The sequence below is a fragment of the Martelella mangrovi genome (assembly GCF_040545495.1).
In the GTDB taxonomy this organism is placed as follows: Bacteria; Pseudomonadota; Alphaproteobacteria; order Rhizobiales; family Rhizobiaceae; genus Martelella; species Martelella mangrovi.
In genome coordinates this window covers 165,459-177,080 of the sequence record NZ_JBEPLY010000007.1, presented here as the reverse complement: position 1 = coordinate 177,080, position 11,622 = coordinate 165,459, and the positions used below count along the sequence as shown (strand labels likewise).

General features: G+C 59.0%; 15 protein-coding genes. 9 read left to right on the top strand and 6 right to left on the bottom strand.

Features of this window, described 5'->3' with window-relative positions:
- Nucleotides 1–47 precede the first annotated feature (47 nt).
- From ABID12_RS12200 to ABID12_RS12190, 3 genes are all read left to right on the top strand, one after another.
- A complete protein-coding gene (locus ABID12_RS12200; RefSeq protein WP_354434419.1) occupies nt 48–476 on the top strand; it encodes an SRPBCC domain-containing protein in 429 nt (142 codons plus the stop codon).
- Nucleotides 477–838: 362 nt separating this feature from the next.
- Entirely contained in the window at nt 839–1,315 is a 477-nt protein-coding gene (gene greA, locus ABID12_RS12195; protein WP_106310042.1) for a transcription elongation factor GreA, read from the top strand.
- A 118-nt stretch (nt 1,316–1,433) separates the two neighbouring features.
- A complete protein-coding gene (locus tag ABID12_RS12190) occupies nt 1,434–2,273 on the top strand; it encodes a glycosyltransferase family 2 protein (protein WP_354434418.1) in 840 nt (279 codons plus the stop codon).
- 85 nt (nt 2,274–2,358) lie between these two features.
- On the opposite strand, the gene ABID12_RS12185 is transcribed toward ABID12_RS12190, so the two are convergent.
- Complete coding sequence (locus ABID12_RS12185) at nt 2,359–2,874, bottom strand: EF-hand domain-containing protein (protein ID WP_354434417.1); 516 nt, start codon at nt 2,872–2,874, stop codon at nt 2,359–2,361.
- Between the two features lie 169 nt (nt 2,875–3,043).
- Here ABID12_RS12185 and ABID12_RS12180 point away from each other — a divergent pair, with 169 nt between their 5' ends.
- On the top strand, nt 3,044–3,766 hold the full coding sequence (locus ABID12_RS12180; protein ID WP_354434416.1) for a response regulator: 723 nt from the start codon (nt 3,044–3,046) through the stop codon (nt 3,764–3,766).
- A complete protein-coding gene (locus tag ABID12_RS12175) occupies nt 3,763–5,187 on the top strand; it encodes a sensor histidine kinase (protein WP_354434415.1) in 1,425 nt (474 codons plus the stop codon). The genes ABID12_RS12180 and ABID12_RS12175 overlap by 4 nt, the downstream gene beginning before the upstream one ends.
- Before the next feature lie 531 nt (nt 5,188–5,718).
- Here the strand turns inward: ABID12_RS12175 and ABID12_RS12170 are convergent.
- Complete coding sequence (locus ABID12_RS12170) at nt 5,719–6,225, bottom strand: hypothetical protein (RefSeq protein ID WP_354434414.1); 507 nt, start codon at nt 6,223–6,225, stop codon at nt 5,719–5,721.
- On the opposite strand from ABID12_RS12170, the gene ABID12_RS12165 reads away from it, so the two are divergent.
- Together ABID12_RS12165 and ABID12_RS12160 are read left to right on the top strand one after the other, a co-directional pair.
- A complete protein-coding gene (locus tag ABID12_RS12165) occupies nt 6,208–6,807 on the top strand; it encodes a helix-turn-helix transcriptional regulator (protein ID WP_106310334.1) in 600 nt (199 codons plus the stop codon). The two genes, ABID12_RS12170 and ABID12_RS12165, sit on opposite strands and share 18 nt — an antisense overlap.
- A gap of 20 nt (nt 6,808–6,827) precedes the next feature.
- On the top strand, nt 6,828–7,154 hold the full coding sequence (locus ABID12_RS12160; RefSeq protein ID WP_319517430.1) for a tetratricopeptide repeat protein: 327 nt from the start codon (nt 6,828–6,830) through the stop codon (nt 7,152–7,154).
- A 21-nt stretch (nt 7,155–7,175) separates the two neighbouring features.
- Here ABID12_RS12160 and ABID12_RS12155 read toward each other — a convergent pair whose 3' ends face one another.
- The 3 genes from ABID12_RS12155 to ABID12_RS12145 are packed head-to-tail and all read right to left on the bottom strand — an operon-like array spanning nt 7,176 to nt 8,723.
- Entirely contained in the window at nt 7,176–7,724 is a 549-nt protein-coding gene (locus ABID12_RS12155; RefSeq protein ID WP_354434413.1) for a flavin reductase family protein, read from the bottom strand.
- On the bottom strand, nt 7,721–8,062 hold the full coding sequence (gene fdxA, locus ABID12_RS12150; RefSeq protein WP_106310024.1) for a ferredoxin FdxA: 342 nt from the start codon (nt 8,060–8,062) through the stop codon (nt 7,721–7,723). Before fdxA ends, ABID12_RS12155 begins: the two co-directional genes overlap by 4 nt.
- A gap of 58 nt (nt 8,063–8,120) precedes the next feature.
- Nucleotides 8,121–8,723 carry a superoxide dismutase gene (locus ABID12_RS12145; RefSeq protein ID WP_354434412.1) on the bottom strand — a complete coding sequence of 201 codons (603 nt, stop codon included), beginning with the start codon at nt 8,721–8,723 and terminating at the stop codon, nt 8,121–8,123.
- A gap of 358 nt (nt 8,724–9,081) precedes the next feature.
- Between ABID12_RS12145 and ABID12_RS12140 the strand changes: the two genes are divergently transcribed.
- Nucleotides 9,082–9,513 (top strand): group III truncated hemoglobin, encoded by a 432-nt coding sequence (locus tag ABID12_RS12140; RefSeq protein ID WP_354434411.1) that lies wholly within the window; start codon nt 9,082–9,084, stop codon nt 9,511–9,513.
- 358 nt (nt 9,514–9,871) lie between these two features.
- On the opposite strand, the gene pdxH is transcribed toward ABID12_RS12140, so the two are convergent.
- Entirely contained in the window at nt 9,872–10,492 is a 621-nt protein-coding gene (pdxH, locus tag ABID12_RS12135) for a pyridoxamine 5'-phosphate oxidase (protein ID WP_354434410.1), read from the bottom strand.
- 258 nt (nt 10,493–10,750) lie between these two features.
- Between pdxH and fabI the strand changes: the two genes are divergently transcribed.
- Complete coding sequence (fabI, locus tag ABID12_RS12130; protein ID WP_106310014.1) at nt 10,751–11,569, top strand: enoyl-ACP reductase FabI; 819 nt, start codon at nt 10,751–10,753, stop codon at nt 11,567–11,569.
- Nucleotides 11,570–11,622 lie beyond the last annotated feature (53 nt).

Genomic DNA, 11,622 nt, shown 5'->3' with positions numbered 1-11,622 from the left:
GCCATACCCGCCTTTTCTTTTACGATCCCCGGCCAAGCAGGAAACAGATGACCGACAAGATCGAAATCACCAATGAACGCGTCTTCGCCGTCGACCGGCAGACGCTTTATGCCGCCTTTGCCGATCCGGCCATGCTGGAACGCTGGTGGGGACCGCATGGCTTCACCGACCATATTACAGCCTTCGATCTTGCGCCCGGCGGCCATTGGCTGATCACCATGACGGCTTCGAACGGGACAGACTTTCACAACCGCTGGCGCTTTGACGAGATCGTCGACGGCCGCTTCATCCGCGTTGTTCATCACGAGCCGGTCCACGTCTTCACGCTGGAAATGACCTTTGCCGATGATGCCGGCGGCGCGCGCCTGACCTGGCGCATGCTCTACGACAAGACGGAGGAAACCGAGGCGATCTGGCATCTTTTCCGGGCTGCGAACGAACAGTATTTCGACCGGCTCGAAGCCGCTCTGAAATAAGGCAACGGGTGTAAACCCGGTCCCTGCCCCGTTGTGCATCACACAGGAACGACAGACGGCTTCAGTGCGCTGACAGAGCCGCCCCTTTCACGGCGACGGCGTTTTGTCGCCCCGCTGCCTTGCCGATTTATCTGGAAATGACGTGGCGGCTTCTGCTATAAAGCGCGTCAGGTTTGAAACTGGTTCCGGAGTTAATGCTTCGGAACCTGTTTCTTTTTATGTGGCAACGCAGCTGGGGACTACCTAAGTGGGAGGCTGCTTGTTTCACGCATAAATTACAGGAACACGAGAAGCGGCGGCGCAAAGCGGCCCCAGGCGGGCGGCCCCGGCCGCCGCTTCGCAAATGACCAAAGGACAAGAATATGGTCGAAAAAGTACCGATGACCAAGGCCGGTTCCGACAAGCTGAAGGAAGAGCTTCGCTGGCGCCAGCAGGAGGAACGTCCGCGCATCATTCAGGCGATTTCCGAAGCGCGCGCCCATGGCGACCTTTCCGAAAACGCCGAATATCACGCCGCCAAGGAAGCCCAGAGCTACAATGAGGGCCGCATCAGCGAGCTTGAGGACGTGACCACGCGCGCCGAAGTCGTCGATCCGGCCAAGATGACGGGTGACAAGGTTCGTTTCGGCGCAACCGTGAAGCTGGTGGACGAGGAAACGGAAGAGGAAAAGGTCTACCAGATCGTCGGCGACCTGGAAGCCGATGTGAAAGCCGGCAAGATTTCGGTCTCCTCACCGATCTCCCGCGCGCTGATCGGCAAGGAAGTCGGCGACAGCATCGAGGTCAATGCACCGGGCGGCGCCCGTGCATATGAAGTCCTCGAAGTGATCTGGCGATAAAACTGTCTGGCGGGCAACAAGGGGATCAAGGTGCGCGGACAATCCGTTCTGCGCCTGTCTCCCTGACAGATTGCTTCGCCAATCCGACCTGAACGCAGTGCACCGGGGCGCCGAACCAATGCCGTTTTCTTCGGACATGCAGGAAGACCGCCTTCCCGATGTCGGGCTTTCCATCCTGACATGGAAATCGCCAAAGACGCTGGAACGCACATTGCGTTCCCTCGCCCCTGTCAGCGACCTGTTTGCCGAGCTCAAGGTCGTCTGTCAGGAAGGCGATCCGGAGGAAATGGACATCGCCCGGAAATTCGGGTTCGATCCTGTCCCGACAAAGACCAATCTCGGCATTCAGGAAGGGCTTGCGCACTGCGCGGAATGTCTTGAGAGCGAGCGTGTCCTGATTGTTGAAAGCGACAACATGTTTGTCGAAAAGGACAATGCTCGCGACCTTCTGAAACGCGCGTTTATCCTGTTCGATCAGCATGAGATGACGGCGTTTCAGCTTTCCATGCGCCCCACCCACCTGACAGACCGCTTTCTGCGCTATTGGCAGCCCGACGACCCGCTCCGTAAAAACCTGCGCGGTCATGTGTGGCCGCGCGCCGCGCGAATGCGCGTGCATGGCTCTTTAGCGCTGCCGGATACGACTGCAAACGGCAATCGCTTTATCCGCAAGCTCGAAGATGAACTCTATCTTACACGGTCCGACTGTATCAGCTGGTCAAACCGCCCGTTCCTGACACGGCGCTCATTCTTTCTCGGAACGCTGATGACATTCGCACGCCGGAATCCCGGCAAGAAACGGGTCAACGGCATGCCCGATCTGGAACATCCGATCAACTGTCCGGCAAACCGTTACTGGTGGTGCGGGCTCAAGGCAAAAGTGGGCGTCACCTATCCGGGACTGTTCGAGCATGACCGGCTTGAACGGCCTGAGGATGATGAAAAGACGGCTCTGTAACGGCGCGGAAGACACGATGATGGCAATCGCAGGAATGCGGGTGCCGGATTGCTCCGCCACCCGCTCATTTCGTTAGAAAAACGGATCAGTTGTTCGGGCTACGGCTGCCGGGAGCCGGCAGTTCGGAAATCGCAACCCGGCCATCGCCATCGCTGTCGAGATAGCGGAATTGGCGCTCCATCATCGGGCGGCCGACCTCGGCGTGAAAGGCCTCGAACTCGTCAAGCGAGAGGAAGCCGTCGTCATTGCTGTCATAAGCGCCCAGATCTCCCATCATTCCGGGACCATAACCGCGCTGATCATTGCCAGGTCCGCGCATGAAGCCGGGGCCGAAATTGCCCTGTGGCCCGCCCTGCCGGTCATTCATCATGCCCGGACCGTAGCCCCCGCCGTAAGCGCCGCCGTGATGACCGCGCATGTTGTTCCAGCCCCGCTGGCCCATTGCGGCACCGTGGGGACCGTCGCAATCGCCGATCATCTGTCGGGCACCCTGGCCGCGACCGCCCCATGCGCCATCCGGCCCGGCCGAGAATGCCGGTGTAGCGGCAGCCCCCATGAGTGCTGCAACCAGTCCTGCTGCAAATATCGTTCTGCGTTTCATGACATCGCTCCTTTTCGGTTCGTCGATGTCCTCAATCTGATGCATCACTGTCGCAGCACGATGCCGGTATCGCGTTCAATTGTATCCATTGGTCGCAACACCCACTGCCTGATACAAAACGTGACACAGTTTTGCGCATCCATGCATTCGACTGAGCTAAGATGAAGCCATGACCAAGGCCCCCCACATCCTGATCGTTGACGATCACCGGGAAATCCGCGATGCGGTGCGTAGCTATCTGGAGCGGAACGGCTACCGTGCTACCGCCGTGCGCGACGCCGCGGAGATGGATGAAAAGCTGCGCGGCGGAAGCTTCGACCTGATCGTTCTGGACGTCATGATGCCCGGCGAGGACGGCATTTCCGTCTGCCGCCGCCTGAGTGCACAGGGCCAGGTGCCAATCCTGATGCTGACGGCGCTGGGCGAGGAAACGGACCGGATTATCGGCCTTGAAGTCGGCGCCGACGACTACCTACCGAAACCCTTCAACCCGCGTGAGCTTCTGGCACGTATCCGTGCAATCCTGCGCCGTTCGGAGCGCCAGCCCCATTTCGCCGGCGCACCGGCAGGCGACAGGCTCCGTTTTGCGGGCTGGACGCTCGACACCGACACACGGCGGCTGACATCCGATGACGGCAAGGAAGAAATACTGACAACGGCCGACTTCCGACTTCTGACCGTGCTTTTGTCCCGACCGCGCTTCGTGCTGAGCCGCGAACAGCTGCTGGAGGCCACATCCGGGCGCAGCGCCCATGTCTTCGATCGCACCATCGACAACCAGATCAGCCGTCTGCGCCGCAAGATCGAACGCGACCCAGCTACACCGGAGATCATCGTGACGGTGCGCGGCGGTGGCTACAGCCTGGCCTGCGATGTGGAGCATGTATCGTGAAAACACTGCTTCCCCGCACGCTGCGCGGCCAGATCATCGCGCTCATTGTTCTGGCTCTGGCTCTCGCCCAGGCCCTGACGCTGTGGCTTTTCGTCGATCAGCGCGCGCTTGCCGTCCGCTCCGCACTCGCAATCGAAGCGGCCGACCGCGCCGGCAGCACCGCCCGCCTTCTCGAAGATGCGCCGGCGGCCCTCAGGCCTGAAATTCTGCAGGCGGCCAGTTCGTCTCTCGTTCAGTTCACCGTGAGCGAAGCGCCATCCGTTACCAGCACCACGGGCCGGGCGCCAAGCTGGATCGAGCGCCGGATCCGCACCGTGTTATCAAGTGACGATCCGCGAACCATCCGCGTTGATCTGCGCACCGACCAGAATGGACCGCGCCCGCCGCCGGGACCAACTCCCGGTTTCGGCCCGGGCGGCATGCATCACATGGGCCAGATGCGGCCGCAGTCGCCGCAACAGCCGCCGGTCAGCGCCGTCAAACTCGACCTCTCGATTGCGCTTGATGACGGAGGCTGGCTCAATGTCACCTCCCGTTTCCGCGATCCGCCTTACCAGTGGGTCTGGTCGGAAGCGCTTCCCTTTGCCATTACGGCCGGATTACTGGCCGCCGTACTCTGGGTCGCGCTTTCCAGGCTGATCGGCCCGCTGCGCACCCTTGGCACCGCTGCCGACCGGCTGGGCCGGGGTGAGGATATCGAGCCGATTGTCCCCAAAGGACCGGAAGAGATGCGGCAACTGGCCACCTCCTTCAACGAAATGCAGGCGCGGCTTGATCGTTTTGTGCGCGAACGCACGCAATTGCTGGGTGCGCTTGGCCATGACCTGCGCTCGCCGCTGACGGCGCTTCGGGTGCGCGCGGAGATGGTGGATGACGACGAGACCCGCGACCGCATGATTGCGACGATCGTGGAAATGCAGGAAATGGTCGAAGCCACACTGTCGTTTTCGCGCGGCATGGCCTTGAGCGAGCCGGTCGAAACCATAGATCTGCAGACCTTTCTCAACGATCTCGTCGAAGAGCTACACGATGCCGGCAATGATATCACCGTCAACCGCATCGAGGATGCGAACCTCAGGCTACGGTCCGTTTCGATGCGGCGCGCCATCCGCAACCTCATTGAAAACGCCGTGCGATACGGACATCGCGCCAATATCTCGGCCGTAACACGGGCGGGATCGGCAACCATCCTGATCGAGGATGAGGGCCCGGGTATTCCCGAAGACGAGATGCACCGGGTCTTCGAGCCCTTCGTACGGCTTGAAACCTCCCGATCACGCGAAACCGGCGGTGTCGGACTTGGCCTCTCGATTGCCCGCACCATCATACTGGCCCATGGCGGAAGCATTACACTGGAAAACCGCCCCGTTGGAAATGGATTGAGGGTGACAGTCACTCTGCCGCTGGAAAAACCGGCGTAAAAGCCGACTTCTCCCGTCGGGAAGAAGACTCACAAATGGCGCTTCCAGTGAAAGACCTTCACTGAGATATCAACTATTGGTCGATAAAACCAAAAAAAGTCCGGCCCATCAGTTGATATTTATCAAACAAAACTTGATTTTGTTAGCGCAATCATAATAGGAAAGTAAAAGCTTACAAAAAGACAACGCTTCCGACAGATGCGTAGGCGACAACGAACTTTGAAATTCTGAAAATATCAGCGCCAGAATGGAAGCAAAATTGGCTGTTGTGCTGTGCACTGGACTAACAAGTTACGTATACGTTAAAAAATGATACAAAAGATTTTATAAAAACTGCTTTTATTGGCTTTCAGTCCCTTACGTAAGCGCAATTTGACTAATTCAGGACTTATTTTCAAACCATATTTTTTTTAAAAAATATAGAGATATTACAATGCGGTTATTTTCTTGCACCTATTGCGGACATAATTTGCGTTTCAGGCGCGCCATTTGCTCGAGTTGCTATCAACCGACACCGATATACAACCGTCTTCAATTGTGGCTCCTCTTGGTCGTAGCTATTGTGATCGCACTCGCAGCGATTGTTGTGGCAGTGGTTTCCTGATCAGCAGCCGACGAACACCGCATTTTCCGTCCGAATGTCCGGTGTTCGTCCGGCTTACCGGCTACATCTTTGCCGGTCGCCCGGAGAAGGGCAATATCCTTGCGGCCACCTTGTGCAAGGTGAGTGCCCCTGCGGATCGTGCCGCCAGCCGTGCCATGCTTCATGACGGACATTGACAATGGCGCCGAAAACGGGCTTTCGGTGTCCGGCCACTTCGGATCACCCCGAACAACCGTGGCGCAACGGACCACGCCATTTACAAAGCTATTGCTTTGAAAAGACGTGATCGTTATATGTTGCAAGGCAGGACAAAACACCGGCAGAGCATGGCACGCGACACCGAAATACTCCACAGCAGCGACAGTAATGCTGAGCGCGCCGAGCGTGGGTTCCACCGAACCAGCGACCGCATCTTGATGCAGTTGAAGATGCATGGTCCGCTGACGGCAGCCGACCTTGGAAAACGCCTGGGCACAACCGGTGAGGCAGCGCGGCAGCAATTGATGCGGCTTGGCGAAAGCGGCCTCGTTGTCGCAACCAGCCAGCGCTCCGGCGTCGGCCGCCCACGCCAGGAATGGAGCCTGACCGAGGCCGGCCAGACGCGCTTTCCCGACACCCATGCAACACTGACCGTCGAATTGCTCGACAGCATCCGCTCCGAGCTTGGAGAACAGGCGCTGAACACGGTGATTGCCGCACGCGAACGGCGCACCGGAAACGTCTATGCTGCCGCAATGGCCGGTTGCCGGAGCCTGAACGAAAAGGTCGAGGTCCTGAGCGAATTGCGCTCGGCGGAAGGCTATATGGCCGATTGGTCGGAACAGGAGGACGGAACGGTGCGGTTTGTCGAACATCATTGTCCGATCTGCGCGGCGGCAACGGCCTGTCAGGGCTTCTGTCGCTCGGAAATGGCGATTTTTCGCATGCTTCTCGGCCCCTCCGTCGAGATCAGGCGGGATGAACATATCGTCAATGGCGGCAGGCGCTGCACCTATGTGCTGAGCGAAACGCAATGACCAGAATGAGGGAGAGCTGCATGCCGCCCGGAATACGTCAGGCACTTGAAAAGCAGGTCGCCGCAGGCAGAGACAATGCGCTCTGTCGGCTGACCCTTGGTCGCATCGTCTTCGCCGAAGACCGGTTTGACGATGCCATCGCCCATCTTCTGCGCGCAATCGAACTCGACCCGGATTACTCCGCCGCCTATGCCGCCCTCGGCCGCGCCTACCAGCGCAAGGGCGAGACCGGAAAGGCTGTCGATACATTCGAAAAGGGTGCGGAAGTTGCCACCCGCAAGGGTGACCTTCAGGCAGCACGTCAGATGCAGGTTCTGCACCGCAAGCTTTCAAAGGCGAAGTCCTAGAGCGTTTCGGACCGAAGCGCCCTAGCCGGAGACCGCCTTGTAGCCGCGATCATGCCAGATCAGCGGCGATGCCCTCTCCTCGCGCGCGATATCGATAATGCCGCCGGCAAAGAGCGTGTGCGTGCCGGTATCAATCCGGCCGATCACCTCGCAATCAAGCGCCACCATGGCCCCTTCAAGCTTGGGATTGCCGGAAGACCAGGCCGTCCAGGTGCCGCATTTGAAGCGGTGAGCGGGCGCAATGCGTCCGGCGAAGGCATCCGCCACGGTCCATTGCGTAGCGGCGAGCATGGCAAGCGAAAACCTGCCCTCGCGTCCGATCAGCGTGGTCAGATGCGCACTGGTGTCGATCGACACCAGAATGGAGGGCGGCGAACCGCTGAGGGAGAAAACGGCGGTCGCGGTACGACCGGCCCGCTCCCCCTCAGAGGCTGCCCCCACGATGCAGACGGTTGCGGCAAGCGAGGCCATCGCATCGCGGAAGTCGCGTGGATCGATTGACGGACGGGCCGGCTTGGCAAGCGGCATCGGCCGGGAAGCGCCGTTTGCGGCAAAGGCATCGACCGTCATGATCCGTCTCCCGGCTTTTCGGAAAACAGGTCCCGGTATTTGTTCGGCACGCCTTCCATTTCCTTGGCGTTGTCCGGCGGCGTGCCCTTGACGATGATATTCGGCCAGACTTCGGCATATTTCCGGTTCAGTTCGATCCAGAAATCGAGGTCGGGTCCATCGACATCGGGAATGATCGCTTCCACCGGACATTCGGGTTCGCACACGCCGCAATCGATACATTCATCGGGATGGATGACGAGAAAGTTCTCGCCCTCGTAGAAACAGTCCACGGGACAGACTTCCACACAGTCCATATGCTTGCAGGCGATACAGTCTTCGGTAACGACATAGGTCATGAGATCACTGCTGGCGGGCGCCCTGCGCCTTCGAGGCGCAAGGCACCCGTCCTTTTCATCAGCCGAGGTTGGCTTCGGCGAATTCGTAGTTGGCGAGCTTGTCGAGGAAATTGCCGACATAGTCGGGACGACGGTTGCGGAAGTCGAGATAGTAGGAATGTTCCCAGACATCGAGACCGAGCAGCACCTTGCCCTCGCCGGTGGCCAGCGGGTTGGAACCGTTCGGGGTCTTCGCGGTCTTCAGCTTGCCGTCTTCGCCGAGAACCAGCCAGGCCCAGCCGGAGCCGAACTGGCCGACGGCGGCTGCCTTGAAGGCGTCCTTGAACGCGTCGACGGAACCGAAATCCTCGACGATCTTGGCTTCCAGACGGCCGGGAATACCGCCGCCATTCGGCGAAAGCGCGTTCCAGAAATGCAGGTGGTTCCAGTGCTGGCCGGCATTGTTGAAGACCGGCGCAAGATCGGGCTTATCCTTGGAAAAGGCGATGATTTCTTCAAGCGACTTACCCTGAAGGTCGGCATTCTTCTCAACGAAGCCGTTCAGCGTCGTCACATAGGTCTGGTGGTGCTTGCCGTGATGCAGTTCCAGCGTTTCCTGTCCCATGCCGCGTTCGGCAAGGGCGGAATGGGCATAAGGCAGGGCGGGCAGTTCAAAAGCCATTTTGTTTCTCCCGTGGTTGCGCGCCGAAGCGCGCCGGTTTAATTAACAAGCAATGCCTTTGAAAATCATGCGGCTGAATATGTCAAGAAAAGACTTGGAAAATTAACCGACGATCACAGGACAGGCGGCTGACGGTGCGCTGAAAGCAGAGCGTCAGGCTGGCGTGGCGCAAAACGAGATGAATGCATTCGCGCCCGGCCAGTCCGCCTCCCCCTCAGTCTTGAGCGGACGTCGAGGCGACAACCCGCGCCTTGCCGGACGCTGGCCATGATTGACGCGTTGAACACATCGGATGCGCAGCTTCGGTCCGGCGAGATACCGACTGAAGCAGGCGCATCAGGAAAATGGAACAGAAGCGATGTCAGAAATCCCCGAAAACACCCCGAAAGACGATGTCGTCACCGAAGACCTGATCCGCGACGTCGTGACCGAATTCTATGCCAAGGCACGCGAGGACGAGCTTCTCGGACCAATCTTCAAACGTGTCGTGCCGGATGAAAAATGGGCCGCGCATATCGATACCATTACCGATTTCTGGAGTTCGGTATTCCTGAAGACCCAGCGCTATCACGGCAAGCCGATGCCCAAACATCTGGCGATCCCGGAACTTTCCGATGAGCACTTCCTGCGCTGGCTAAAACTGTTCAGCGAGACGGCGCAGCAGCACTGCACGCCGGACACCGCACTCCGCTTCACCGAAAGAGCCCAGAAAATCGCCAACGCCATGCGCATCAACATCGCCATGCAGCGTGGACAGAATCTGGTGGAGTTGAAACCGCTGGGGGCATGAGCGCAGGCGCCAGACTGCTGACAAAGCTCGCCCCACTCTCCTTCGTCACCCTCGGGCTTGTCCCGAGGGTCCAAGCACGCATGAACGCGATAAGCGTATCGGTCAGAAAGTCAATTTAAAACAATCTATTACGGACCGCCAACGCCGCTCGTGCTGAGCGGTGGTTAGATCCTCGGGACAAGCCCGAGGATGACGTCCGTAAAAAGGATAGGTCTGTCAGCAGACTGAGCGCAGGCGCCTGCCTGCGCCGTTCGACTTCAGGCGCTTGGGTGCAAGCGCAAATCCGATTCTCGTCACCAAAGCCCTCGAAATCGCCTATGGTTCGAAAAACAGGCCCGCGCTCAACAACTGGCCGGTTTCAGGGGTACATCCTGACCTTATGCCAGCCGCCCTCGGGTTGTGACCGGCGGAATTCGATACGGTCGTGCAGTCTGAATTTGCCGTCGTGCCAGAACTCAATTGAAAGCGGTTTCAGCCGGAAACCGGACCAGTAGGGCGGCCGCGGCACTTCGCCGACGCCATATTTGGCGGTCTTCTGAGCAACGGCCTTTTCCAGCGCGAACCGGCTTTCCAGCGGGCGCGACTGTTTCGAGGCCCAGGCGCCGATGCGGCTGCCGCGCGGGCGCGACTGAAAATAGGCATCGGCTTCGGCATCGGAAACCACCTCGACCGGGCCGCGCACGCGCACCTGGCGGCGCAGCGATTTCCAGTGAAAGCACATCGCCGCCTTTGGCTGGGCGATAAGCTCCCTGCCCTTCTGGCTTTCGAAATTGGTATAGAACACGAAGCCGTTCACATCGACTTCCTTTACCAGCAGCATGCGCACATTCGGCAGGCCATCCTCGTCGACGGTGGCAATCGAGGCTGCGTTGGGGTCATTCGGCTCGCTCGCCTCGGCATCCTTCAGCCACTTGCCGAAGAGCGCGAAGGGATCGTTTTCCGCTGTAAAGTCGTTGGAGGTTTCGTCTGACTGGGACATGATCTGGTCTCCCGCATTGCACCGGGCCGGTGCATTTCATTGCGCATGCCCGCCCGAAACCGAAACCATGTCATTTGCCGTCCTGCTGCCTCAAAAGGCATTCCGGGCACCCGCCAGCGGGTGGCGGCGAATTTTGCAAGGGCTTGGCAATAACCTTTTCGGAAGCTAAAGCGGGTTCGACACGGTTCTGATTGCTTGAACCGCATTGCTGCCTATGCCATAGGCAGAAACGAAGAGAGTTGCAAGGAGCATCGACACATGGCTGAAGCAAACGGCCTCATGAAAGGCAAACGCGGCATTATTCTCGGTGTTGCCAACAACCGATCGATCGCATGGGGCATTGCCAAAGCGTGTCATGAAGCCGGCGCCGAGATCGCGCTGACCTGGCAGGGCGACAACCTGAAAAAACGGGTCGAACCGCTGGCTCAGGAACTGAACGCGCTGATGGCCGGCCATTGCGATGTGACCGACCCGGACAGCGTCGAAGAAGTGTTCAAAACCCTCGAGCGGGAATGGGGCAAGATCGACTTTGTCGTGCATGCGATTGCCTTTTCCGACAAGGACGAACTGACCGGCCGCTATCTCGACACGTCGCGCGAGAATTTCACGAAATCCATGGATATTTCGGTCTATTCCTTCACCGCCATTGCCCGGCGCGCCGAACAGATCATGAATGAAGGCGGATCGATGATCACGCTGACCTATTACGGTGCGGAAAAGGTGATGCCGCACTACAATGTCATGGGTGTTGCCAAGGCCGCGCTGGAAGCCAGCGTCCGCTACATGGCCGTCGATCTCGGCAATCGCGGCATCCGCGTCAACGCCGTTTCGGCCGGGCCGATCAAGACGCTTGCCGGTTCCGCCATCGGCGATTTCCGCTACATCCTGAAGTGGAACGAATACAATTCGCCGCTCAAGCGCAACGTCACCATCGACGAGGTCGGCAACACCGCGCTGTTCCTGCTTTCCGACCTTTCAACCTCGGTGACCGGCGAGGTTCTGCATGCCGATTCCGGCTATCATGTCGTCGGCATGAAGGCCGTCGATGCCCCCGATATTTCGGTCGTGAAAGACTGATCTTCCAGACGGCGCGGACCTCATCCCGCGCCGTTTTGCTTTGCGCTTTCCCC